Annotated in this window: 16 protein-coding genes; 2 read left to right on the top strand and 14 right to left on the bottom strand. The window is 43.8% G+C overall.

Going from position 1 to position 26,429, the window contains the following annotated elements; translation table 11 throughout:
- Positions 1 to 384: 384 nt before the first annotated feature.
- The 6 genes from CHH67_RS17450 to CHH67_RS17425 all read right to left on the bottom strand — a co-directional run bounded on the left by CHH67_RS17450 (position 385) and on the right by CHH67_RS17425 (position 10,666).
- Positions 385 to 1,413 carry an alpha/beta hydrolase gene (locus tag CHH67_RS17450; protein WP_179292155.1) on the bottom strand — a complete coding sequence of 343 codons (1,029 nt, stop codon included), beginning with the start codon at positions 1,411 to 1,413 and terminating at the stop codon, positions 385 to 387.
- Positions 1,414 to 1,878: 465 nt separating this feature from the next.
- Positions 1,879 to 4,614, bottom strand: coding sequence for a glycosylhydrolase-like jelly roll fold domain-containing protein (locus CHH67_RS17445; RefSeq protein WP_342351962.1), 2,736 nt, complete (start codon positions 4,612 to 4,614; stop codon positions 1,879 to 1,881).
- A gap of 11 nt (positions 4,615 to 4,625) precedes the next feature.
- The gene (locus tag CHH67_RS17440; protein WP_218832031.1) at positions 4,626 to 6,779 is read right to left on the bottom strand and encodes a glycoside hydrolase family 3 N-terminal domain-containing protein; all 2,154 of its coding nucleotides are present in this window, start codon (positions 6,777 to 6,779) and stop codon (positions 4,626 to 4,628) included.
- A 175-nt stretch (positions 6,780 to 6,954) separates the two neighbouring features.
- A complete protein-coding gene (locus tag CHH67_RS17435) occupies positions 6,955 to 7,827 on the bottom strand; it encodes a carbohydrate ABC transporter permease (RefSeq protein ID WP_095266479.1) in 873 nt (290 codons plus the stop codon).
- 11 nt (positions 7,828 to 7,838) lie between these two features.
- Positions 7,839 to 8,771: an ABC transporter permease gene (locus CHH67_RS17430; protein WP_095266478.1), complete on the bottom strand. Its 933-nt coding sequence runs from the start codon at positions 8,769 to 8,771 to the stop codon at positions 7,839 to 7,841.
- A gap of 191 nt (positions 8,772 to 8,962) precedes the next feature.
- Positions 8,963 to 10,666 (bottom strand): extracellular solute-binding protein, encoded by a 1,704-nt coding sequence (locus CHH67_RS17425; protein WP_095266477.1) that lies wholly within the window; start codon positions 10,664 to 10,666, stop codon positions 8,963 to 8,965.
- Between the two features lie 262 nt (positions 10,667 to 10,928).
- On the opposite strand from CHH67_RS17425, the gene CHH67_RS17420 reads away from it, so the two are divergent.
- On the top strand, positions 10,929 to 12,575 hold the full coding sequence (locus CHH67_RS17420) for a sensor histidine kinase (RefSeq protein ID WP_218832030.1): 1,647 nt from the start codon (positions 10,929 to 10,931) through the stop codon (positions 12,573 to 12,575).
- A 319-nt stretch (positions 12,576 to 12,894) separates the two neighbouring features.
- Here CHH67_RS17420 and CHH67_RS17415 read toward each other — a convergent pair whose 3' ends face one another.
- The 7 genes from CHH67_RS17415 to CHH67_RS17385 all read right to left on the bottom strand — a co-directional run bounded on the left by CHH67_RS17415 (position 12,895) and on the right by CHH67_RS17385 (position 24,604).
- On the bottom strand, positions 12,895 to 13,950 hold the full coding sequence (locus CHH67_RS17415) for a pectin acetylesterase-family hydrolase (protein WP_095266475.1): 1,056 nt from the start codon (positions 13,948 to 13,950) through the stop codon (positions 12,895 to 12,897).
- Between the two features lie 113 nt (positions 13,951 to 14,063).
- Complete coding sequence (locus CHH67_RS17410; protein ID WP_095266474.1) at positions 14,064 to 16,739, bottom strand: glycoside hydrolase family 3 protein; 2,676 nt, start codon at positions 16,737 to 16,739, stop codon at positions 14,064 to 14,066.
- Between the two features lie 294 nt (positions 16,740 to 17,033).
- Positions 17,034 to 18,209, bottom strand: coding sequence for a pectin acetylesterase-family hydrolase (locus CHH67_RS17405; protein WP_095266473.1), 1,176 nt, complete (start codon positions 18,207 to 18,209; stop codon positions 17,034 to 17,036).
- A gap of 813 nt (positions 18,210 to 19,022) precedes the next feature.
- The gene (locus CHH67_RS17400; protein ID WP_179292154.1) at positions 19,023 to 19,985 is read right to left on the bottom strand and encodes an alpha/beta hydrolase; all 963 of its coding nucleotides are present in this window, start codon (positions 19,983 to 19,985) and stop codon (positions 19,023 to 19,025) included.
- Between the two features lie 72 nt (positions 19,986 to 20,057).
- A complete protein-coding gene (locus CHH67_RS17395; RefSeq protein WP_218832029.1) occupies positions 20,058 to 22,562 on the bottom strand; it encodes a glycoside hydrolase family 3 protein in 2,505 nt (834 codons plus the stop codon).
- 312 nt (positions 22,563 to 22,874) lie between these two features.
- Positions 22,875 to 23,930 carry a HAMP domain-containing sensor histidine kinase gene (locus CHH67_RS17390; protein WP_095266471.1) on the bottom strand — a complete coding sequence of 352 codons (1,056 nt, stop codon included), beginning with the start codon at positions 23,928 to 23,930 and terminating at the stop codon, positions 22,875 to 22,877.
- Complete coding sequence (locus CHH67_RS17385; protein ID WP_095266470.1) at positions 23,927 to 24,604, bottom strand: response regulator transcription factor; 678 nt, start codon at positions 24,602 to 24,604, stop codon at positions 23,927 to 23,929. Before CHH67_RS17385 ends, CHH67_RS17390 begins: the two co-directional genes overlap by 4 nt.
- A gap of 559 nt (positions 24,605 to 25,163) precedes the next feature.
- On the opposite strand from CHH67_RS17385, the gene CHH67_RS17380 reads away from it, so the two are divergent.
- Positions 25,164 to 25,814 (top strand): alpha/beta hydrolase, encoded by a 651-nt coding sequence (locus CHH67_RS17380; RefSeq protein ID WP_218832028.1) that lies wholly within the window; start codon positions 25,164 to 25,166, stop codon positions 25,812 to 25,814.
- Positions 25,815 to 26,194: 380 nt separating this feature from the next.
- Here CHH67_RS17380 and CHH67_RS26535 read toward each other — a convergent pair whose 3' ends face one another.
- Positions 26,195 to 26,338 carry a hypothetical protein gene (locus tag CHH67_RS26535; protein ID WP_218832027.1) on the bottom strand — a complete coding sequence of 48 codons (144 nt, stop codon included), beginning with the start codon at positions 26,336 to 26,338 and terminating at the stop codon, positions 26,195 to 26,197.
- Positions 26,339 to 26,429: the final 91 nt, after the last annotated feature.

The following is a 26,429-nucleotide window of genomic DNA, read 5'->3' as shown; positions in this document are numbered from 1 at the left end:
GAGTTTATACCTTCCATCGTTTGTTACTTCAAACGTATTTTTCTTAATTTTGTAAGTCGAAGAAATATAAAGAATATCAGATTTTCAATACCATTGATCCGTCAACACCAAAGCTTAAAGTAGCGTCCGGAAATAAAGTATTTGGTGCGCTTTTCAGAAGAAAGTCCTTACTGAAATGCTCTGAGCCTTCTGCAACCAGATACGTGAGTGTAAGTCCGCCATTGAACAGCAGAGTGACCATAAGCGTACGCTGCTTCTATAGCGAACTCCAAATGTTGTTCTTATTTTTGTAAACAGGATTAAAAAACTCCCGGGAACTCGTAGAGAGCCCTCGGGAGAAGGAATTGTGCTTCTAAAGGCATTACGCTGTCTTTGGCTAATAGGTCATTTATTAAATATACTTTGGAGCAACTCAATTTTATATTTTTCACCCGCTTCGTTATTTTCGATATCAGCTACACTAACAGTCTCGCCGTTTTCATCCTTCTTCTCTACTGTATATCCGTGATTAGTATCGAAGTATTTAATATTTGTATAAATGCCTTCCTTCTCCAATATCTTTGCATATCGTTCGCCCTGCAAATGAAGCGGGTCTTGCTTTCCAAGGATAAAATAAGCAGGGGGAAGCTTCTTGAGTTCTTCCGCTGAAGCATAGGGAGGAGATACAATTGGGTCATCAGTGGGAACATCAGGAAAGAAGGTATCATGGAGCTGTCCAATAAACCCACTAAAAATTCCTAAATCATCCTCTTTGGGTGCTGTAAAGTCAAGAAAGGGCATTTCAAGGAGTTGCGCAGCAACTTTAATGTTTTCTCTTGAAAGGAGCAGCGCAGCACCGGCAGTAATGTGTCCCCCAGCACTTCCTCCGCTAATGACAATATTGTCAGGTTGAACTTTCAAGGATTCTGCATTTTCCTGCAGCCATTTTACCGTATCAGCCATTTCTTCCTGTTGGTAAGGGAATGGCTCTGTTTGAAGCAATCTGTAGTTAAGATTGACAACGACGCAGTTAGCTGAGTCTGCGATCTTTTTATTAAATTCATCTCCATCGATTGCATCAAAGCTGATCCACGCACCACCATGCGCATAGACAAACACCGGAAGATCTTCCGTACGTCCTTCTGGTTCATACCAGATGGCTTCTACTGGATCCTTACCATCTCGTTCAATAACTATTCTCTTACCCAAAGTATCCTTTTCATTCGCTTCTTTTCTGATTGTAATAGCGTTTTCCCTTATTTTCATAACGCCGAGCTTACTCACTTTCGTTCCGCCTGCGGTATTAAGCCAATAATACGCTAAAGCACCGATGCCCGCGATTGCAATAAACGCGATAAGGATAGCAACTCGGTAACGCTTGAAAAAGCTTTTTTTTTCTGAAGTATGTTCTGGAATTCCATTATTTTCACTCATGTAATAACCTCTCTTATTTTGTGAATTGACGATAACACTTATGCTTAGCTTGCAGTTCATTAACTCTCGCTTCAATCACTTTTAATTCATAGACAATCCTCCTAACCCTTTTAGTTTGATTTTTTCAATAAGGTGTTTCCGTATCTTTGTTCTTTCATATTTTATTAGTGGAACCTAAACTGAAAATAAACTGATGTAAAAGGGTGCAATTGATTCACAACTCATAGGTATAAGTAAGACGCGGGAGGCATAAGGGGATTAAGTCACCCTGACAAAAGGCAGTTCCCTTCTGAATTCAAGATAAAATCAGGATGGGCAACTGCCTCATTCATAAGTTAGCTCTTTAGTTTTAACGTCCATATTCCTTGTCATCTTTGTAAGCGACAGCTTCAAGCGTACCCGTCTATGAGATCCAATGCTACAGGATGCGGTAACTACTTAATGTCATGTAACTCCGAAAAAATTCTATCGAGCACTCAACCGGACAGGTCCAAGAAGACCACTTGGCTCATGCTGTGCTACCCGGGAACAGAAATCCGTAATCTCTTTTGAAAGCGTATTGGTTACTTCAACAGAAATGGTATTTTCTCCTGATTGAATAAGCTTACTTACGTCAAAACGGTAGGGTGCGCTGATCCGGACACCAGCGGATGTGCCGTTTATGAACACTTCCGCTGTTTCAAATACTTTCCCAAGATCAAGAATAAGTTGTTTTCCGTTAAGCCCATCGTAGTTCAAAAATGTTTCATATCGGAACGTCCCTGAGAAGTCTGGTAGAAGACTAGGTACACTTAGATCGGTCAACTTTTGATGCTCGGCCCATGGGGTAAAGTCAGGATATTGTTCTGAGATTGCTGTCGAGATAGACCACAATGATTCAATGAGAATCTCCTCACCATCTCTTTTCAAGTCCGGCGCTGTCTCGAATGGTTCAAAGCAATCGCTTGATAGCACAACAATCGCCTCAAATGGGGACAGCTCGAGCGAGATTCGGGTAGAATCACCTTCCTGAACACTGCACGTATGGATAACCTTATTAGAATAAGCATCATAGAAGACAAGCGAACCCTTAACCGGTAGAATCACTTCCGTACATATATCCTGAATGGGGTGTTCATTGAAGAACATAAATACATCCATATCCTGATGCCGTACATGATAGTATCGCAGAAACGGGTAGCTGCCGTTCGTGAGGATATCTGTAAACCCGGAGCTTTTTAACTTCTGCGCTAAATCTTCAAGAACAACTACTTTTACATGTTTGCATCGTTTTAATTGCTCTACAAGTTCTCCTTTCCCCCCCTCGCTCGTTCTTGCTGGTAGCCCGCCCACAAAGAAAACCGGCAAACCTTTCTCCGTTAATTCAATAAACCGCAGCAATACTTCACTCGGAAGTGCTTCACTGTAAGGAACGATTAAACAGTCATAAGTTTCGCTCAACAACGTCAGTTTCTCGTTCTGAACTGCTGCATCCGCAATGATCGAATCACACGGCACGACATCGCAGTCAATCTGCGCACGCATTAGTTCCTTTACCGGTTTATGAAAATACATATATTGTCCTGACCATTCTGCCTCCGCATGGTACAAAACCGCCGCCGATGCGATGTGCAATCCGCCGGTCAGGAGATGAGACATGCGATTAGTATAATGATTTAAATGTTTGTAATAACGATATTGCGGATTTTTACCTCGTGCATACATATGCGGCGGACAATCCGGATCGGGGAACTCCTTTGGAGAGAACGCATGAGGGACGAAGTAATTAACCCCACGTACGAGCATGTGGTCAGTCATCCACTTCATCAGCTTCAGACCTTCGGCCCAACCGTAAGCACCGAATACTTCAGCCATGGTTCTGCCTTGCTTTTTCGGATCGAGATGGGACAGCGATGCCGCCATCTTGGCAAGACCATAGTTGAAAAACTCGTTGTCGGCTTCACCCGCAACCCATGCCGACGGGATTTCATCAAAGCCGGGATTAAGCTGCCACAGTACGACATCCAGCCCCGACATGTCCTGTCCCCCCAACGCTCTGAAGAAATGCCCGCTACCGACACCCAAACGTGCGTGTGTATTGTTGTCTTCGATTACATGACCAATATATTCGATTTTCCGTTCTCTACACCAATCACCGATTTGGTCGGTGAAGTGTTCGGCATATAGCATGCTTACCAGATTCATATAACAATAGCGGGTCTTCGAAGTTGCCTCCTTGCTGCCATTTTGCCATAGCAAGGGTAAAAGTGTTTTATAGTCAGAGCCCAGTTCTTGCTCAAGCAGCCGTTCCATCTCAGGGCACCACGGCAAATCTGCCTTATCTTGCCCAACGGTAATCTCATAGTTGGTAATAATTGCATTCTTTCCACTGTAGAAGCCCGGCTCATCCGAAAAGAAGCCTGCAAAGGTATTCCCGAAGTATTCCTGGTAACGTGAGTAAAAGGCTTCATACACGGTATCGATCAAGACTTTGGTTGAATCCTTTATAAGCGGATTCAAGTAATCCCGCTTGGAAGGGTCTCCTCCGATGGCATTCTCAAAAACCGTAAATATTCTCCAGTATCCTTCAGGTACATCCCAATACAATCTGCCGTTCACCACCCGTGAAGTCAAATCAATAGCCTCGTCTAATAATTCGCCTGTAACAGAGTTCCGCTGAACCGCAATGACAGTCAGGTTGGACGAGGCGGCTTCATAAAATCCGGGAAGATTGGGAACGGCCACAGCAAATGATGAGCCAGCCTTTGGTCCTAGAGCATCAATATGCAGTTTAGATAGAAAAACGCGGCGCAATTCTTCCGGCGCGTCCTTTAACCGGCCGGCAGCGTGACCTGTTGGAAAGTGATCGTCATCGAGAACCCATACTCGCATTCCTCGTGTCTTGGCTTCTTCTATAATTATATCCATGTCTCTCCACCAGTTCGTTCCAAGAAAGTCGGGGTGCGGACGTGCCTCAACACATACTGCACCTATACCCGATTCGTGAATCCGGGCCATTTCTTCCCGAAGAACCTCTTCATCTTCCCCATGCTGCCAAAAAAAAGGCAAGATATAGTTAGCTTCCCTTCCGGATAGAACATCATTTAATTTATTTGGCACTACAAGACCCTTCCCTTCTATTTTTAACTCATTGATTTCGATTCGATGTAAATAAGTAATGATCTCGCTATGTTCTTTTTCTGAAAAATCGCAGTAGAGCAAGTTTTACGGTTTTACAGCCAGAACCTACTTGACAGACAATCTACTGAATTACCTCCCACAAAAATTTCAAATTCTCCTTCTTCAATAACATAATTCATACTTATGTCATAGTAGCCCATTGCCTGATAGGGAACTAGAAAATCGACTTCGCTTTCCACTCCTGCCTGCAATGGAATCTTCGTAAAATCGACTAGCTGTTTTACAGGCCGGACACGCTTCGCCACGATATCGCGGATATAACACTGAATAATCTCAGTTCCATCGCGATCTCCGGTATTCCTTACCTTAACGGACACTCTGATTCCTTCCTGCTCTTTCCTCACCTGCAGATCCGAATATAGGAATGTTGTATAGCTTAAGCCATATCCAAACGGATAAACCGGCTCAAGTGGTGTGTCTAAATATTTTGAAGTGAATTTACTCTTTCCTCCCGGGCGACCGGTATTAATATGTGCATAGTAAACCGGGCATTGCCCGCTGGAATAAGGAAAGGTTGTGGTTAATTTAGCGGATGGATTTATTATCCCGAACAGTATATTTAAGATGGCATTCCCTGCTTCTACACCCGGATGCCATGCCTCGACAATTGCATGTACGTTGTCCGCTACCCATGGGATTGCTAGGGGCCTTCCATTAAACAGAACGGCAATCACCGGTTTACCTGTTTCTATTAATCTCTTCAATAAATCGATCTGTTCTGTGGGCAGCTCAATAGAAGCACGACTGGCCGCTTCACCACTCTGATTTTTGGATTCTCCAATGGCAGCGACATAAACATCGCAATCTTCAGAGGTCACTGTATCTTCAGCCATGTAAATAAAGTTAATCCCTTGAGCTTTACAAGCATCGACAAGGCTTACACAGTCTTCCCCGTCTGCCTTGATGGCCCAGGCTCCTGTCATTTCCTCCCGGTTATTGGCCAGCTCACCCACTAAACCGAGTTTTACTCCATTTTTTAAAGGCAGTACATTTTCGTTTTTCAGCAGAACGATGGATTTCTCAGCAGCCTCTCTTGCCAGTGAACGGTAGGCTGGCTTCAACATAGCAGCTTTCTCACGTTCTTCCGAAGTACGGTACGGTCGATCAAATAATCCCAGCTCAAACTTAATCCGCAGGATATCAGCCACAGCTCGATCCAACACTTGTTCTTCCACGTCACCGTTAGCAATCAGTTCGGCCAGCGTTTCGCTGTAAGCATTCGAGGTCATATCCATGTCGAGTCCGGCTTCAATGGCCTGCTTAGCTGCATCTGCTAGGTTCTCTGCAATTCCATGAGTGACACATTCTGCAATAGCATTCGCATCGCTAATGGTCATTCCGTCAAATCCCCAATTACCTCGAAGAATATCCGTAAGGAGCCATGAATTCACCGTGCATGGCATTCCATTAATATCATTAAAAGCGGGCATGACGGCTCTTGCTCCGGCTTTGATACAAGCCTCGAATGGCGGAAGATATTCTTCGAATAAACGCTGCATCGACATATCTACCCGGTTGTAATCTTTCCCCGCCTCCGCTGCACCATAACCGGTTAAATGTTTAACGCAGGCCATCATCGCGTCTTCCTTTGTCAAATCATCTCCTTGAAATCCTTTTACTTTTGCAGCACCGTAAATGGATGACAGTAAAACATCTTCTCCTGCCCCTTCACTGACACGGCCCCATCTGGCATCCTTTGCTACATCCACCATTGGAGCGAATGTCATATGGACACCGCCTGCCGTCGCTTCTTCTGCCGAGATCCTTGCTGTTTTTTTCCATAATTCAGGCTCCCACGCGCAGCTTTCTGCAAGCGGAATTGGTGTTACGGTGCGATAGCCATGAATCACATCGTATCCGAACAAAAGTGGAATACCTAGACGCGTTTCAGTTACAGCTATTTTTTGCAGCTCATTAGCCTTTTTCGCATCATTTAGTCCATTATAGGAACCGATTTTGCCTGCTCTTAAGTCTTCCTCGCGAAAATCCTGTTTAGCTGTACTCATCATGATCTGGAAATCGGCTTTGCTGATCCTTCCGTCAAACACCATATTAACCAGTTCTTCGAAGCTTACATCAAATGCTCCTACCAAAGATGGTCCACACTGCTGAAGTTGTCCAACCTTTTCTTCTATGGTCATTTTAAGTAATAAGGATTGAATTTCATTTTCGTAATTCTTCTTCAATTTGATTCCTCCGGAAAATATAAATTAAATTTAGCTACCAGTCATTACTACATATACATTGAGTTTTTCAAATTATTTATAAATAACGACCATGCATCCGTTTCCATCGCTTCCAGTACTGCTGATTTCTTTTTTTTCTTCATATGAACTTTGGCCCTCCCATTCCTGAATGTACTTACTCCTTCACAGCACCAATGACGATACCTTTTGCAAAGAATTTTTGGAGGAAGGGATAGATCAGCAAGATCGGCAAAGCTCCGATGAAGATTTGTGCAGAATTCAGGGACACGGCATTGAATTTCGCGGCCTCTTCTGCATTCTTGATATCGATATTCGGCATGGATATGGCAGCTTTCAAAAACGTACTCAGCGGCACGTTCTCCGGCTTCATATAGATTTGACCTGATAACCATTCATTCCATTCCCCTACTACGGTGAACAGACCCACGGTCGCCATGACGGGCAGCGATAGGGGCATCATCACTCTCAGATACACTTTCCAGTGCCCGGCACCGTCGATAAAAGCCGCTTCTTCCAGCTCTTTCGGCAATGCCTTGAAAAAATTCATAATCAGGATGATGTTAAAGACATTGACCATCGTCGGCAGGATCAACGCCCATATCGAGTTATACAGACCGATTTTGGTTACTACCAAATACGTCGGGATCATTCCCCCGTTAAACAGCAACGCTACAATAAAAAATCCGACAAACCATTTGTAGCCTGCAATCCCGTTTCGTCCTCCGCCTTTGGAGAGCACATAGGCTGCCATACTGGTCACCAGCAGTCCCAGCGTGACACTTAACAAGGTCCGCTCTACCGAGATCCAGAGGGAACGAAGTAATTGGGTATCTTCCAGTGCCTTGCTGTAGGAACCCAAGTTCAAACCAATCGGCCAGAACGTCACTTGATTAGCGGATACGGCTGCACTGGAACTTAAAGAAACAGACAACACATGCAGAAAGGGCAGGATGCACACCGCGGCCAGCATGATCATGACCAGATTGTTGATGAGTTGAAATGCACTGAATTTGGCTGTTGTACGCATAGGTCCACTCCTTAGAAAATCTTGTAACCTGCAACTTTGTAAGCGATCCGGTATCCCACTAGAATCAGGATCAGACCCACCACGGACTTGAATAATCCGATGGCTGTACCGAAACTGTAGTTCCCACCGATCAAGCCAATGCGGTACACAAAGGTATCGATGATATCGCCGCTTTCGTAGACCAGCGGATTGTACAAGTTGAAGATCTGGTCAAAGCCTGCATTGAGCACGCCGCCCAGAGAGATCGTCAGCATGACACAGATGGTGGGGATCAGACTCGGAAGGGTGATATTCAACATTTGTTTCAGTTTGCCCGCTCCGTCAATTTGAGCGGCTTCATATAGAGCTGGATTAATACCCACCAGAGCCGCCAGATAAATGATGGACCCGTAGCCGAATTCTTTCCATGCGTCCGTCAAGAGCACAATGGGCACAAACCAGTGGTTGCTCCCCAGGAAGAACACAGGCTCCTGCCCCAAGGCTTGGAGCAGCTGGTTCACCAATCCATACTCCGGATTCAGCAGCTGGATGAAAATGCCGCCGAGGACCACCCAGGAAATGAAGTGAGGCAGAAACACAAAGGTCTGAACCGATGTGCGCAGAAATTTATGTTTCACTTCATTGATCAACAGCGCAAACCCAAGCGTACTGATCATGCCGATGACTAATTTGAGGAACGAAATTTTCAGTGTGTTCCAAATGACTTGGATGCTGTCGGGATACTCAAACAAAAACTTGAATTGGTCTAACCCGACCCAGGGAGATTTGGAGATCCCCAGATAAGGCTTATAATCCTGAAAGGCCATTAAGAGGCCACTCATGGGTACATAGACAAAAATCGTGGTCAGTACCACCGCAGGCAGGATCATCAAATATAATCCCCAACTACCTTTTGTTCTGGATAATTTCATTTTTTTTGCCGGTACAGCAGTATTCATGCCCATGATCTAAATCCTCCCAGCTGATTCTTATAATCCATGTTCATTTTCATTATAATTTCTGCCATTTCGGCTTGATATAAAGCAATGCAAATACCAATAACGCATTCTAAATATTAAAATTCTCAAAGATCTGCAACTCAAAAAATAGGGGGCTTGATGCAGTTACCTGCATCAAGCCCCCTATTAATCAACATTTATTTGACAGAATCATACCATTCATTTACTTCGCTTGTAATGGTATCTCCGCCCATAGATTTCCACTTCTCTACAAATTGATCAAACGTATTCACAGCAGCTTCACCGTAAATGATTTTCGTGAAGGCCTCCATCTGCATTTTTTGCAGTAACTCGTTTCGGGACGACATCGTGGAGGTCGTAGGCCCCATATAATATTGCTTCACATTCGCCGAAGCTTGCTTCTTACTTACCAGGTATGCATCGTAGACCGATCTTTGTATTGGGGTGATACCAGCATTTGTCCCTGTACTGATCATCAAGGCACGGTCTTCGTCCGTTAGCTCTTCTCGGTTGGCGATTTTATCAAACAGTTCTTTATTACGTTTTGGACTCACACCCGAAGTTATAAAGACATAAACACTCGTGTCAATCTTTCCACCTGGAATTTCTTTTTCCTCTGTTACAATTTTTCCGTCTTTGACGATATAATCATATCCTTCCTGATATCCTCGGAAGTAGAACGGGTCCCCTGATTCAGAACCCTCATACATCGAGTTTATATAATGAAAAAAGGCTTGCAGCGCTTCATCTGAAATATCCTTGTTAATTAACGTTGCTCCCACGAGATTCAAATTGGTGCGCATATTTTGTCCGTCAACCCCTACAGGAAGCGGATACGGAACATATAGTGCATTTGGATGGCTTGCTTGCAGAAGGGAACCTGGATATCCCATAAAAAATGCAGGAGCAGCAACAATGCCAACCTTATCCGATGTGACCGCTTGCACAATCGTATTCGTATCATGTAAGGCGATATCGCTGGCAATATACCCTTTGCTCTTCCACTCGTTCAGCTTTGCCAACCCTTGCTTGACCCCAGGTTGAGTAGATCCATATTGGAGCTTTCCGTCTTCTCCCGGATACCATCTTTCCGGTACCGCTCCGAATAGCCCGAAGATCCAGGAGGCATCTCCAATGGCTGCTCCGCTCAACCTTTCCTTCATGGCAAAATCTAGGGCAAACGTGTCCTTGATTCCATTACCATTTGGGTCCTGGTAGACGAACGCATCCATCACGGTTTCCAGTTCACCTATTGTAGTAGGTGCTTTCAAATTCAGCTTGTCCAACCAATCTTGGCGAATCCATAACACCGATTGTGCTTGCCCAAAATCTTCATCTGCGGAGGGAATTGCCATTTTTTTACCATCTCGAATGAACGGAAGCCAAGCATCTTCCTTTTCCGCTACTGCAGCTTTGTAAGCCGGGGATGCGTATTTTTCGAAAACGTCGCCCACATCCATAAACTTGCCTGAATCCATCAAAAGATTAAAATTATTTGGATCGCCTACATTAACGATATCCGGCATTTTTTCTCCTGAGGAAAGCATTAGTTTCATTTTTGTGGTAAAAGAACCGTCCGTAGCTCCGCCCGTCCACAAGGTTTTAATTTTCACCCCAAGCTTGTTCTCCACCCAACGGGTAAACGTATTGTCTGAAATCGATTCCCCATCTCTAAACTTAACGACTGGATTATCCATCCTAATTGTAGTAAACGTAGCGGTCGGTTCAATTTTTCCGTTCACAATATTCAACTTTTTGGTTTCTTTGTTGATCTTGTCACTCTCACTGACCTGATTATTGGTATTGCTGCAACCGAGCACTCCTATTGTCAGCATTACAGTAGCAAGTGCAACGGTCAGCACTCTGGTTTTCATGGTCATACAGACCCCCCCTGATGATGTTTTTGAATACGTCTTTAATTATAGAAATATGCATCCAGCCGTTAAATAACTTATTCTCAACATTCCATATCTCATTCTAAACAGATCTGGTGTAGTAATATAAACATAGATATCGCATTTCAAAGATTTATTCTGTTCTCGAACGATACGCATTGCCAGGCATCGCACGAATTCTTATAATGGGGTTACCTCTTTGTAAAGGATTGTTGTCATGTTAAAGCAATACCGAACCTTTCTCAGTGTGGTAATTATTATTTTACTTTCAACAATAGTAGTCTTGATGATGTATTCTTACACCGTGGAGACCAGTTTAAGTACAGTGAAAAAGGATATACAAACGAATAATCTGAACCGATTGCGTATCCTGGTTAATTCTTTAGATTTCAATGTTGAGCAGCTTAACATGCTGTCTGTTGCTCTAAATGCGGAATCTAAAGTGGGATTGCTTAAATCTGTGGACATGATGGATAATTACGAACAGGATCAGCTCATACTGGATCTCTCGGAAAAAATGAAACTCCAGAGTTTTACACAGGGTTGGAATGTTCAAATTGACATTTTCTCTACTCTGCTGAATAAATGGGTGGGTTCGTCTCAAAACCAGACACCCCCTCCAGTTGACATGGTAGAAGGGCGATGGGTATTGGAATCTCCTCAAAAGTTATTTTCTATGTACAGGAAATACGAACAAAATGTGGTCCGAGTTACATTTCCGAAAGCTAATTTGGAAAATATGCTGGACTCAGCCAAATTAGAGAATAATGATCCTTTTTTCTATTACTCTGATTCCATCTTCATTTCAAACCGTACCTTACATACCAACCTGGTCCAAGAACTGGTCTCCAAAATGTCATTAAAAATGCAGGATACAAATGAAGGAACAGAGTTAATATCAGTCGGCAATATGGATTATATGGTCAGTTTTTTGAAAGCGCAGACATTAGGTTGGTACATGGTGGATTATGTACCTCTGGACAAAGCTCTTCAACCCATTGTAAAGACGCAATTCTTTTTTTACATCACCTGTATTCTGTTATTTTTGTCCGGAATACTGACCCTGATATTTTTCTATAGGAAAGTGCAAGTCCCGATTCTTACATTGTTGAAAGGTGTTCGTCAACTTCAAAAAGGAGACTTCTCGCACCGGATTAGCAGAACGTCCAATACCGAGTTTGCTATTCTATATCACAATTTTAATAATATGGCACAGCAAATCGAGGATTTGATTGAAAATGTATACAAAGAAAAAATCATTTCAAGAGAAGCATTGGTTAAACAACTCCAGGCGCAAATTAACCCACATTTTTTGTACAATTGTCTGTTCTTTATCAACAATATGAACCGTATGGGAAATGACGAAGCAGTGAATGCGATGACTCAGAATCTGGCTGAATATTTCCGTTACACAACCCGGATCAACGATCCGCTAACCACACTTGAGAAAGAAATTGGTGTTGTCCGTAATTATCTTAATATCCAGAGTTTACGTATCAACCGCCTGCATGCGCAAATTAATATTCCGGACTCTATGATGTCCCTGATTGTTCCCAAGCTGCTTATTCAACCCTTGGTAGAGAACAGCATAATTCACGGAATTGAAAAAAAGCAAAGTGCCGGTATCATACACATATCAGGAAGTGATGATGGAGATCGGTATTCTCTGGTAGTAGAAGATGACGGGAAAGGAATGACTCCGGAAGAGATTTGGAGCCTACTGCACCGCATTGAACAACCACTGGATGATACGATGGGCTGTGCGTTATGGAACATACGACAACGAATGCTAATTCAGCTTGGCTCCCAAGCGAGCTTAAATATCACCCAGAGTCAACACGGCGGAATCCGCATGGAGCTGATCTGGGATAAAAGCAGCGAAATGGAAGAATAAAGATCTCATTTCAACGAAGTCTTCTAAGAAATCATTGTCTTGAACAAGCTTAAGATAGCTATATAAATTGAAACTAACCAAAAACACAAAGTTATCAACTTGTTTTGATATTAAACGAAGTTCCCGGAAGGGGGGGTGACTTTTTTTTGGCATCACTATTCTTTTTCAAAGAATATAAGGGAAAAGGCAAGTAGACGATCTGGAATGTTTGGTGATCCAGATCGTCTACTGCCTGTCTATCTTCGAATCGCATGCTGTATAACTTTGCTCATAGGGGAACCCCTTTAACGTTTCCAACTGCTTGGTAGCGTTTAGGTTCTTAAGATTCCTCCATATTTAAAAGCTCCAGACCCACATCGTAAATGTTTCCATTCACACCACTCCATATCCAGTCTCTAAGACTTATACCTTGTATTACAGAAAGAGGAAAATTGAAGTCTAGAATCCTCGTATGCTGAGTACCTGGAATTTCCGGATCTATCCCTGCTGCCGGACTGTCAGTCAGGAAAAGGCCAATACCGGGGATTTCTGCCTTCAGCACATCGATCATCCCCTTAAGATCTTTCTCAAATTGCAGACACTGCTCCCGAGTCAGCTCTAGTGTATCGTAATCAATATAGTGTTGATACTGGGCCAACAAAGCATCCCGAATGGAGCAAGTATAAAGATATTTTATATTATTGCCCTTCTCGGCGTAGAGGTTGCGCATCCAGTCAAGACAGATATCGGGGCTATGCAAGGATTGCCATATCCGTTCCTCCGCCTGCCATACGTTCTGAGCGACTGCCTGCCATTGATCGTAGAGGAGTAATGAACTGTCCGGACAGCATGTCACATCATGGCAATCCGGAAAATAACTCGTGACATCCGAAGCCAACGCCGAAGCACCGAAGGCACCTGCACTCGCGCCCGTAATCAACAGCTTTGCCTGTGGAGATAGGTATTTGACCGCCTGATCCATTAACCCCCGATAGTTACGGTAACCATGATGGTGAAGCACAGCAGGAGATCCGTCGGGGGATGTATAGTGGTAATCTCCATTCCCTACATGAAAATCACCCGTAGAATAGCTGACAAAGATATGGCTCCAATTCCGAAATGGATTATCCGGTTCATCATTGAATATACCGATGTCCAAGATCAGGTCGTTGAAAGGCATGGTATCTTCGGCAGAGTAAAAGGTCTCCCCTTTTACACCTAAACGGTTAGGCCTAGCCGCAGTATACTCGTTAATGGATACTCCGCCACCAGAAAAGCAGACAATAAGGTTTGGTTCAGTACCTTTACGCAGGTAGCCCCAGTAAGGCGACCCTCCTCGCGCAAACCGCGTTAAGAACTGGAATCCTATACCATTGTCCCTCCTCTGGTTCTCCATCTAAAACAGGGGCTTGACGTTCTTTGGCTAACTTAATCCATTCTTCTAAACTTTTTGTCATGATACCCACACTCCTGAGAATTGTTAAAGGAACACACATACTGACAGATTTGTCATGCCTCTTGATACTTGAGGACGACCTTGATTAGATCAACCAGGTTCTTTTGCACCCGTGCCCGCGGCAGATCCCCAGACCTCAGGGCAGCTTCGATTGGGGTGACTAGAGTATCATCGGGATTTCCCGGTGCCAGCCAGCTTACTCCGGCGGCCAGTGGAGCTGCCATTCCTTCATCACCATAGCCGTTCCAATCTGTCATGACATAACCCGTAAAGCCAAATTCCTCCCGCAGAATGCCGCGGAGCAGCTCCTCATCATTTGAACAATAAACACCATTTGCCGCGTTGTAGCCAGTCATCACCGTGTCCGGCTTGTTTACTTCAAAAGCGGTTTCAAATGCTGCCAGATACAACTCCCGTGCAGTGCGTTCACTCATAATACTATGGTTGGTGTTGCGCATGGTCTCTGCGTTGTTAGCAAAGAAATGTTTCATGCAGCTGGAGACACCGGATTCTTCGAAGCCACGGCTTTCCTGGCCAGCCATACGACCAGCGAGGAACGGATCTTCACTGAAGTACTCCGTATGCCGTCCGCAGAGTGGATTTCGTTGCAGATTGAGAGCCGGAGCCAGCAGACAGTGTAGGTTCATGTCTTTGGCTTCACGAGCAATGGCTTTACCCTCAGCATAAGATAGCTCCTCGTTGAAGCTGGCGCATACCGTAGTGGAGACGGGAAAGCCAATGTTGACCTCAAACATGTTGAGACCATTGTTCCCGTCTGCGAAGAAATAGTCCGGGATCTCATATTTATCCAAGGCTTTTTCATTAAAAAGAGTTCCCGCATACCCGTTATCCTCAATGCCCCATCCAGTGTGTCCGCCTACACTCATCCGGGCTAACTCATAGTCGGTCATCTGGGCCACGAACTGTTCCACCAGCGCAGGATTCTTCACCAGATCTGGAAAGCGGATTAGACGGTCTGTGGTATGCTCAAGGGGAACATCATCGTTGCCAACAGCGGTACGGCTGTTTTTAAAAGGAAGCAATCCCTCGCACTCCTCCGCAGTATAAGCTTTGGTCATTTCACCTTGAGGATACGTCCCGGCAAGGTCCTTGGCGGACAGCTCCTTGACCAGGAATGGAGGTGCCACCCTATTCTTTACCTGAGCTACAACGATTTTGTCGGCAACGTCCATGGACCAGACCGGTTTAGCCCTATTGGGCGTACCACCAAGAAGGAAGCTAATTTTCCCCGGTTCAATGATCCACGCTGCCTCAGCTTCGCAGTAGGATTTCAGACGCTTATCGCTGACCTCCAGGGAGAGAATCTGGACCTCGCCGGGGAGCAATTCCTTAGTCTTGGCGAAAGCCACCAGGCGCTTGTCCGGTTGCTCCAGTTCTCCGCCGTCAAAGTGAGCGTAGAGCATAACGACTTCCTTGCCCGCTCTGGTTCCTATATTTCTGACTTCAACGTCCATCTGCGTACTACATACATCCGTTTTGACGGCTGACTTCAGTTTGGTATCAAAGGTCGTATAACTAAGACCATGACCGAACAGGTAGGCTGCAGGTTTTTGGAAGGTATCGAAGTAGCGGTACCCGACATACAGCCCTTCTTCATATACTGTGGCTGCGTATTGAAATGGGGCTTCTCCGGATTTATTGGCGATTTGATCCTTGGTCAAGAAGTTAGGAGCACTTGGATAATCGTCATAGTCGTAGGCCCAGGTGTTGGGCAGCTTGCCGGAGGGATTGACGGTGCCTTCAAGAATTTCGGCCAGGGCGCGACCGCCGACCATGCCGGAAAGTCCAGTCAGCAGAACGGCATTCACACCATATTCCTCAATCCATGTAGTTTCAATAGGATGGGCCACATTCAGAATGGCAACCGTTTTATCAAAGGCAGTGGTGACTCTCTGAATTAGCCCCCGCTCTTCATCGGTCAGGTAATATCCACCCTTGTCCTTTGGAGCGTCATGGGCTTCACTGCTGCCGCGGGTGATAAATACAACAGCGGTGCCGCTGCGGTCCTTGGCGCGTGCAACCACATCCTCCGGCGGAAAGACATTCTTCTCTTCGGTATAAAATTCATACAGCTCCTGGTTAAGCTCTAGAGATGAGTACTTCTCAATGCCCTCCTTAACCCGGATGCCATAACGGGGATTAATTTTACCAGCACCCAGACAGCCCAGTCGGAAGACCACGGCGGCAGCGCCAAAGACGTTCACATAGCTACCTGATGACAGGGGAAGCGTATTATCATTTTTCAGCAATACTGCGCCTTCACGGGCTGCCTGCAGCACGATGGCGTCGTGCTCCGGGTATTTGACCCCGGGCTCGATCCGGGGCAGAGTCTTCAGATTGAAGATGAACTCCGGAATCTCGAGACCATCGGTGTCATAGGCACCCGCATAACGAACCTTATATTCCTTGTTGTATTCCAACAGGTATTTCCGGACAATGATACCTACCAGTTGACCAAACATCGCCGTAGGCTTTTCGATCAATGGGGCTTCCGTGGCCTTACCATCGATATAGACCATTCCGGGCTGCTGGGGATCGATGTGCTTGGAAGATTTGATACAGAAGCAGCCAGAATAGACTAAGGAGATCATAGACTCCCGGCGATCCATTTCGTCAAGATTGTACACAGGCTTTTGGAGAAAAGACATAGCTGCCTGGTTGTCGTCATGCAATCCAGCAAGTAACTCAAATGTTCCGTCGTTTGGCATAAAGTTCCCTCATTTCTTAGTCATGGAGCATCCGGCTTTCGCCGGATTATAATTTAAAAGTGCATCATAAGTGCTCTCCTGTGCGCTTTTCAACTTAATTATAGGTCCACTTAATTAGTCGATGATATAAAGGAATTTAAACATACATATCGCATTTCAAGTTCGGCAGCATGAATGAGTCACACATTTGCCCTGACCAATACTCTAGAAGCAATTGAACTAACAATAAAGTAACACCGTAAAAATGCAGCACCTGTTGTATGTTAACAGAGTGCTGCATAACGAAATATCAAACTAATATTTTTTGTCTAATAGATTTAACCCATAACTTTTCACATTACCATTTACTGCGTCATCCATCCATTCAGCAATACTTTTATCAACTGTAAATTTTTTAAATACTTGAGACCCAACTGATATGGTATGTTGAGTTAAATGTGTATCTTTGTTGATCGATCCTTCAAAAATAAATACTCCAACGCCTGGTATTTTTTCTTGAAGATCATTAACCATTTCTTTTAAATCACTTTGAAACTCATCTCCTCTTTCCCTAGATGCTGCATAAGTTCCATTAGTTATATAGCCTTGATATTTAGAAAGCAATGAGTCTCTTACAGAACAGTCAAATAAAATTTTGACTCTTTCATTATAATTTTCTTTTAAAGCAACTAAGCTATCTAGTGTTATATTGTCCGTTGTTAATCTATCAGATATTTCTTGTGGAGCATGCCATATATTCTCAGCAGTCTCATGCCATTTGTCATATAAAAGAAGTGAACTATCTACGGCAACTGTAATATTTTCAGTGTTTGGAAAATGACCAATGATGTCATCAGCAAGAAGTGCTGTCCCAAATCCACCAGCAGAAGAACCTGTAATTACTAAAGCTTCCGGATCATTATCGATGTACTTCAATGCCTCATCGAGCATTTTGGTATAGTTAATATAGCCATAATGATATTTTACATCTTCTGTACCGTCTTCTTTTACATATTCATAGGCTCCAGCTCCAGCATGAAAGTCTCCTGTTGAATAGGGTACTGTAATTACAGTCCAATCTTTAAATGGATTTTTACTTTGAGTTCCACTAATTCCCCTTTTGGCTAAGTTATCACCGCCTAAGTTAGCTACATTATAAAAGCCATCTTTAATACCTTTTATATTTGGTCTTTCTTCTGTGTAATCATCTATACTAACTCCGCCACCATAGAACTTAATTAAGACTTTATTTTCTTTTCCGATTTTAATATTGCCGTGCCACTGTTCACCCAAAGCGGACAATGCTCCTTTTGGATAAATGTTATTCCATTTTCCAACCTTCGGATTATCCATTATTTCTGGAAATTCAGCCGTTATATAATGTTTGAGGCCAATGAATCCACTAACGCCTATTGCAATAATTACCAGCAAAAGTGTACCTGCTATTTTCAGTCCTCTATGTTTTTTCTTTTTTGTATTCCTAACTGTCATAATTGTCTCCTTGACTTTCTGGTGAAAGTAAAAATCTACTTCTCCACTTTAAAATAAATATAAAAGTACCTGCATAAGGTGGTTTAAACTTACCCCTTCCTCTTTTCCTTGCAAATAGACTCTATATGCTGCAATGGCTCTGGCGTAGCAGTATAAAATAAACTGAAGATCAACTGATAAGTTTATTTCAGCAATAAAAGCATTGATCCTTTTAACTGCGGAAGAAAGGCAAAACTACTTTGACATTAGCATTAGGGAATTTGAGCGTTTTTTCTTGTTTTCCATTAACGTGCTTACAAACACATGTGGGAAAGAGATTACCGTGAATCTGAATTAGTAAAGTGGTTTACAGTGGTATCGAAATGAGGGGATTCAGTTTAATATTTAGGAAGGCATTGGTATGAATAAATAAACGGGAAAACTAACACCGCTAGTGTCGATACAAACACGGCGCTAGTCTGTTCTAAGCATTTAACTGTATGAAACAAAGAATTCAGAAAATTTCGAACAAAGCGAGTTTGGTCTACTGAGTCAAGATCATATATTTTGAGAAGAAGCCCAAGGAGCCACTTCTTGTCTATCGTTGAGCAAAACCCTGAGGCCAAATCAAAGCCAACCAACATGCTTGTTTATCCTTGATATGTCCTCACGGCCTAGTTATCTCGTCCTTAAACAACCGCTGTATAATAGTTTTCCTGGAGTTCCTTGCCATTTCTCGCTTAGTACACTGGAGATCGCCAACATACCATCCATGATGGAGAACATATAAAGATACCGGACTTTGAGACCCTAACGTTTCTTATTTACTGCTGATCACCTTACGTTAGAGAACTGCCTTAATGAAACATCAATCCGCTCAATGGCGCTTTCCGGCTGGCCGATCATTGTCATTAGATCCCGAAGCTTGATCATCTTAAAAAATGGGGTCATACTCAACCCTTTTCCCGTTTTCTGCGCCACAATCGCGCTTAAAACCGCAATGACCTCTGCAAGTAACTGCTGCACCGCCTCCGGCTGCTTACGCAAATGAGCCATGGTGCAGTCTGCAGACAACATTGTATCCCAGTCTCCGTTGACCCTACCGGAATAAGCAGGGGAACTGAAGCCCTCCGATTGCAGCGTGCCGAACACTTCTGCCAGCCACTCGATGCTGTCCTGTACCCAATGGGAAACACGGCTGCAGTTTTTATTGGGATTCAGATAGCTTTCGCCGGTGCTAAATCCATGCATACCATAAGCATAGATGTGAGACTCAAACATGATGCCGTTAGCAAGCAGCGCCTTCTCAAAGTCCACCGTGTCTTGAACAGACACGATATTGTCATTTCGGGTAGCAAACAAGAAAACCGGACAAGTATCTTTGTCGACATCATTAATCGGCGAAGGCATACCTGGTTGGCACATATCGGCCGTTTCCTGCGACAAAGCTGCATAGCCAAGGATCGCCGCATTAGGTCTGTGTTTTCCTTTAGTAGCTGCACAAGCGGCCAGATGTCCACCGGCCGAAAACCCGAGAACCGCAATTTTGTCCGTCTGCACATGCCATTCATCCGCCCTGTTCAGGATTAGATCCATGGCCTGCTCGTAATCATTCAGTGGATTAGGCCAATCTTTGTGCTCCCCGGTTGAATAACGGAGAATGAAGGTCTGAAACCCAGCCTTCAGATAAGGAGCAGCGACAACCTCTGCTTCCCGGTCGGAGCAGAAGCTGTATCCGCCGCCGGGCAGAATCAGAATGGCGGGGCGCTTCTCCAGCTTGCCGAATTCACCGCCCACGTTTTGTATCCAAGCCGAAAACTTCACATTTCTAGTTTCATTTAAAATTATTTCATGTGTCTTCATAGGTTCTCAGACTCCCTTTTCTAAAATAATAGATGGTCGTGTCTTGACCCCCGCCAGTCTAAGTACTATATGGATAATACGTGCGGCACTGCCCTGGACTTCATCCCGCGTCAATGTGACAGCTTTGTTGGTACCGGCAAGGGCCGTCAGCACATCCGTGTGATCCGCTTCGCCGCCGGGCATCATCACATCGTTGCCAGCCTTAATGCTCTTTGCTGCCGTGGCATAAGGATACTTTTTTATCCCATGCTGAACACCGTTAACGACCCAGTCTGACATGACTATGCCGTCAAAGCCCCATTCCTCTCGCAAAATACCGGTGATAATGTCCTTACGCTCTGAGGTGTGCACCCCGTTAAGCAGATTGTAGGAGGTCATCAAGGCGTAGGGCTGCGATTCTTCAATACAGATTTTGAACCCGCGCAGATAAATGTCCCGTAGGGCTCGCTCGCTGACGACACTGTTGGAGCGGAAACGGTTGGTTTCCTGATTGTTAGCTACGTAATGCTTGATAGTTACGCCACACCCGGGATGACTCTGCACACCACGCGTAATGGCTGCGGCCACTCTGCCGCTGATGAGCGGATCTTCGGAGAAGTATTCATAATTCCGGCCGCACAGCGGGCTACGATGAATATTAAATGCAGGGGCAAGCCACAGATGCACACCGAATCGCTCCATCTCATCACCTACGATATCGCCGCAAGCCCGGCAGAAATCCAGATTCCAGCTTTGAGCCAGAGCCGTGCCAATTGGCAGCGCGGTACAATACTGGTCAAAAATCCTGCCGCTGCGCTCCACTCCTCCCGATTTCTGAAATCCAAGAGCCGCCATCACCGTATCATCCATAAAGTCAACAAGCGTCGGTGGAATGGATTCTCCCACGGCGTAAACACCCAACTCATCAATACCGTACTGGCGGCTGAGCCGCAGACCGGCTGGTCCGTCTGACATGACCAAAGAAGGAATGCCCTTTTCTTTTAGCCGCGTAGTGGTCTCACCGGCCGCGCCGGCCACCGTGAAGGCTGCGTTGCCGATAACGCTGCCGCTTTCATTGCCGGAGCGGTAATTCCCTACACAGAGCCAGGCCAATTCACTGTCTGACAGACCTTCGACCATATTCCTTACAGCAGAGTCGATTTCCGGTATCGCAGGATTCACCCCTGCAACAAAGTCATCGGCACTAAGAATCAATACCGGAGCATTGGCTCTTTTATCGGATTCCCCGGCATAAGTCCATTGCTGAGCTTCCGGCTTCCAGTCCTCGAAATCCGGCGTGCCGCCTGCGTGGGATAGCTGCCGCGTAATTACCTCCTGGTTCATGCGAACGATGCCGCAAATGTGGGTGTCCCGGCTGCTACTGCCCACACGCAGCAGATAATCTCCTGCTTCCAGCACATCAACCGTACGCTCTGTGTAGTAAGAAGTGAGTTCTTCCATTGCAAAGCTCAGCATTATTTGTTGTCCCTGTCCTGCGTCTAACTCTTCGGTCTTGGCAAATGCTGCGAGCGTCTGGAACGGTTGATCCAGCTTCCCGGAGGGAACCGAGACGTACAACTGAACAACTTCCTTGCCAGAAGAAGAGCCCACGTTTTTCACAGTTACGTTTACGTTGACACGGCTACCATCCAGTGAGGCAACAGACTCAACAATACTGAATTTCGTATAGCTAAGCCCGAAACCGAAGGGGAACAGCGGAGTTTGGGATACACTGTCAAAATAGCGGTAACCGACATAGACTCCTTCTCGATAGCGGGTGTCGTCCTCAAGGCCGAAGTCTCCGATTGGAGAATAATCTTCCCAGGCGGCCCAAGTGGTCGTCAGCTTGCCGGAAGGACAGTTTTTGCCAAGAAGCACGTCAGCTAATGCATCGCCGGTGACCACACCAAGTTGGGATAAAATTAGGATATTCGGTACTTCTATTACCGGGGTAAGGTCAACCACACCGCCAACATTCAGGACCAGCATGAATTGTTTGTAGGTATGGGCAATTGCCCTAATGTCGCGGATTTCGGTTTCTGTCAGCAACACGTCACCGCCTACGACATTACGGTCAGATCCTTCTCCCGAATTACGAGAAAGCACGTAGATCGCAGTATCGCCCGCTCCTTCAATCGGCAGTTCATATTCCGGTTCAGGCATCACCGCGCCCATTCCCAGCATGATCGCTGGAACGCCGGTGGCTTGAGCTTTGAACTTGATGCCAGCGACAAACTCCTGATGAGCCAGCTCCTGCACACGATCGTAACGATCCATCCAGTCCTTGGTGGTGATTGTAAACCCAGCATTCTCCAAGCCTTGCTCTACTGTGACATAGAACCGAGAGTTCACGTCACCTGAGCCGGTACCGCCTTTGATCGTCTGGCGTGAGCCACTGCCGTATAGAGCGATCTCGCCGTTTTTGCTAAGTGGGAAATCGCCATTTGCCTTCAACAGAACCATACATTCTGATGCATGACGCCGCAAGGTCTCAATATGCTCCAATTCATAGGGATATAACTCCAATATCATCGTTCTCCTTTATTTGGTGATCTGTTTAACTTTGTCACTATATACAGCTAATTTAGGCTGAAGCACACCACTCAATGATCAGGAATCATTTATGGCGGCTACACTCTTAATTATAGGTGAGCGCATTTTGACGAATATATAGAGGAATTCAATCATATGTATCGCATTCTTAATGTGACTTAAGTGATTGGCTCAACCCAGTAGCCTATTACGAATATGAGGAGAATACAGCTGGAAATGCTCAAATGCAAAAAAACAGCTGACGCCGGAAGTGTCCGGTTACCAGCTGTTTTTACGTCAAATACATCCAGTTTATCTATAGAAGACTACGCTAAATTTACTGCCTCTTCCCTGCTCGCTTTGTACGATAATATCGCCATTGCACAGTTCTATTATACGTTTTACAAGAGGAAGTCCAAGCCCGTATCCTTTTTTAGCATGAGAAGAATCGCCCTGAAAGAACTTATCAAAAAGATGAGCTTGCGTATGTTCATTCATGCCAATCCCGTGATCCTGGATACTAAAATGAATCTCTTCATTAAAGATGGCAAGGGTGATTTCAATCAAACCATCTGTATGGGAAAATTTAATGGCATTATCCAAAAGATTGATCCAAATCTGCTGGATCACTTCTTCATTCCCACTGTAAACGATTTTGTCTAATTGCAAATTAATGGTTATATCCTTAGCTGACCACTTAGGTTCCATTAATATGATGGTTCTTCTGATCTGTTCATCTAATCTAAACGGATTTTTATCCATTAGAATTTCAAGATTCTCATATTTCGCCAAAGTAAGCACATTGGTGGAGAGTGTAGCTAAACGCTCAGATTCCTTGATGATAATATCAAGATATTCTTGCCTTTCTTCCTCAGATAAAGGATTCTCTTTTAGAATTTTGGCAAAACCACGAATCGAAACAATAGGTGTTTTAAATTCATGGGAAAAGTTGTTGATGAAATCACTTCTTAGCGTCTCAATACTCGCAAGTTCTTTCGTCATTTTATTAAAGCTTTCTGACAATTCTTCTAATTCTCCAATTCCTTTCAAATTCACTTTTACGCTAAAGTCGCCATCTGCAACCCTATGGATGGAGTCAATGACCTTGCGTATAGGATTTAAGGCTTTTTTGCTGAGAAATGCAGTAAGTGAAGTTCCTATCAATACGCATAGGCCGAAAAGAAAAAGAATTGAAAAGAGACGTTCACCTAATCCTTGGCTCGGAGAAGGAGCAAGCGAAATAATATCCAGATTTTGCAGGAGAATGCTAAAGCCGATTAACAGTAGCAATGTAGCCACCAACACACCGAAAACAAACATGACCAACGTGATCGTAAGACTTATTCGTTTGCGAAAAAATTCTTTCATTTGGTTTGGAGCACCGCCTTATAACCGAGTCCTCTAACCGCGATAATCTCAAACTCTTTCCATTCTCGAAAACGGTTACGCAAGCGATTGATATGGACTGTTAGTGTGTGGTCATCTGTTTCCGATTCCATACCCCAAATTTCATCCATAAGCTGCAAACGGGTGAATATCATGTTTGGATATGAAAGTAATTTAAATAGCAGGTAAAATTCTTTTGCTGGAAGGATGTTAACTTCTTCTTCGCGTGTTACTGCCAGCGTATCATAGTCGAGTACAACGTTCCCGATGGTTAGCTTGTGTTCACTGGCAATCCGCGCTCTGCGAAGGAGGGCTTTAATCCGGAGAAGCAGTTCCTCTTCATCTACCGGTTTTGTCATATAGTCATCGGTACCAGCAAGAAATCCCTGCCTTTTATCTTTCGGTTCCTGTTTGGCTGTAACCATCAATATCGGGAGGTGTTCCGATATTACCCGAAGTTGCCGTGTCAATTCGTAACCGTCCATCTTCGGCATCATTAAATCAAGTACCACTAAATCTATATGTTGCCTCTCAATGATCTCAAGCGCTTTTATCCCGTCTTCGGCCCAGTATGTTTTGAATCCTCTCGTTTGTAAGACCACACACATTAACTTTCTGGTACTTTCGTCATCCTCTACCACTAATATGTTTAACATATAAATATCTCCTTCAATTACTAATAAGTTATCTCATTTTATCGTTAAAAGGTAAATTGAACATAAACAATATCGTTTAAATCAATTGATTTTCAGTTTATTTTGTAAAGGTACATTAGAGCCATTGTAGCGTTTACTGACAAGAAACAGGAGGAAGCAAATAAAAAAAATCAAATGATTTAAATTATTTCCAGAAAAAAGCACAAGAACCTAAAATAATGGGTATCGTTCTATTATCGCTAGCGTTAAAATGTAGCAGCTGCTTTTTATGAACGTTCACATCCAGAAGTTATTATTGGCTTCATTCAAGATGCATAATACAAAGGAAAACCGATTAATTCCTTTGAACCTTTTAATCCACCTGGTAGAAAAGTAAAGAGCAATGGCATACTCTATGTGAATGACATCAAGTATGCTGATGAATATCCTAATACGGATAGCTTAATAAAGAGACCGACGATCGTTTTCTTTCATGGTAGGGGATATTTCGAAGGTGACAAGGCAATGGGAGATCCAATGGCAGTAAATGATGATACCAATATGCTATTCGATAAGCTTCGTGGAAAATGGATACAATATGGTTAACGTCAGTTATGCTTTAGTACCTGATTATAAATTTCCGGTTCCTGTCCTTCAAATGAATCAAGCCATTAACTTTTTGGTAAATAGCAGCGTAAAGTATAATTTAAATATGGAAAATGTTGTTGTTATGGGTAGCTCTGCAGGATCAATACTTACAAGCCAATATGGTACAATTATCTCAAATCAAGAATATGCGAATAGTCTTGATATTGAACCCTTACTTACTACAGATGATGTGAAAGCTCTTGTTATTGAAGATGCCCTTTTAGCGCCTAATAACCTTACATTTAGTGAGGAAATATTATTTGGAAACTACTTAGGAGCTAATATTCTAAAAGTTAGCGAAGCGGTAAAACAATTTAATACTCTATTACACTTAAATGATAATTTTCCACCTTCTTCTATAACTGCTGCCAATACAGATGGATTTCCTGAAGACATGAAGACATTATCGAATGAACTTACGTCATATCAGACAGATAATGACTATTTTTACCTTGATAAGACACATGGTGAAATCGCACATGGTTACTTAGCCAATATAAAAACAGACAGAAATGCTCAAAAAAGTTTTAGGAGACTAGTGCAATTTTTTGATAAGTATACAAAAGGTAGTACCGCAGAATAAATTTCATAAGGATGAGGCCGACCAGACCCTTTTTTCTATCCCACTATATCCTGCATGGTGGCCCAAATCTCGATATGTTCCAACTATATTAGTGTATAGTTCAATTAAAATCGATTTCCTTATCGTTCCGATCTATTACTGAATCTTGCGTTATATTCAGTTAATTCAGAGTTGCAAAACTGAATGTCCCTGAGATACTCATGAAAACTTTTGCTTAGCTTAAAGGTCTACGCATTTATAGATGATATATAGGAATTCAAGCAAAGGTTTTGCACTCTTTATTTTCCGAGGACCGGATAAACAACAGAAGGCTAACGGCGTCTTTATGACAACGTTAACCCTTAAGCTTTTCCAGTTCCTTCTTAATAACGAGGCAATTTCTATTTTTTAAACTCTTCTTTTTTTATCTTTTGCGGATCAAATGAGATTGTTACGCCCTTATATTCAGCTACTCCCTTTTCGAGGTCTTCATCCGAAATGTTTCCATTTATAATTTGATCACAGATTTCTTCATATATTTCCAATATTTCTTTTCTAGAAGGAATTTTTTCATGTCCGCCATAAATTTATGTGAAATTTCCGCGTTCAGCTAGGTCCTCTAACATGTATATGATA

This window comes from Paenibacillus campinasensis (assembly GCF_002272015.1).
Taxonomy (GTDB): Bacteria; Bacillota; Bacilli; order Paenibacillales; family Paenibacillaceae; genus Paenibacillus_AQ; species Paenibacillus_AQ campinasensis.
This window is presented reverse-complemented; position numbering and strand designations above follow the sequence as displayed.